The 526-nt window shown below is 54.0% G+C and carries 1 rRNA gene; it reads left to right on the top strand.

The window, feature by feature from the left end:
* Window positions 1–177: 177 nt before the first annotated feature.
* A 23S ribosomal RNA gene (locus tag AC0L3U_RS38400) occupies window positions 178–526 on the top strand; the annotation flags it as partial.

Raw genomic sequence — 526 nt, 5'->3', positions numbered from 1 at the left:
GCTACCTCACCGAGCATTTCGACCTGGCCGAACTGCGGGACAGATCGGCGGATATGTACGTTTGTGGCCCCCCGCCGATGGTCGAATCGATCCAACAATGGCTGAAGGATCAGGCACTTGATAGCGTTCAACTGTATTACGAAAAGTTTACGCAGAGTAATATCCGGAGATAGCTGGTTCTCCTCGAAAGCTATTTAGGTAGCGCCTCATGTATCACTGTAGGGGGTAGAGCACTGTTTCGGCTAGGGGGTCATCCCGACTTACCAAACCGATGCAAACTCCGAATACCTACAAGTGCCGAGCATGGGAGACACACGGCGGGTGCTAACGTCCGTCGTGAAAAGGGAAACAACCCAGACCGTCAGCTAAGGTCCCAAAGTTATGGCCGCCAGCCATTGTGGGTTGAGGGTCAGCCAGCCGGTGATGCTATCGAGCCATTGGCCCATACAATCCACTCCATGTATGCAATACATATTCTGTGGGAGGGGGCTTGCTCCCGACGGCGGTGGGTCAGCTAAACAGTGAC

The organism is Bradyrhizobium sp. Kon69 (genome assembly GCF_055807515.1).
The sequence above is the reverse complement of the archived record's forward strand: the minus strand, read 5'-3'. Positions and strand labels throughout refer to the sequence as shown.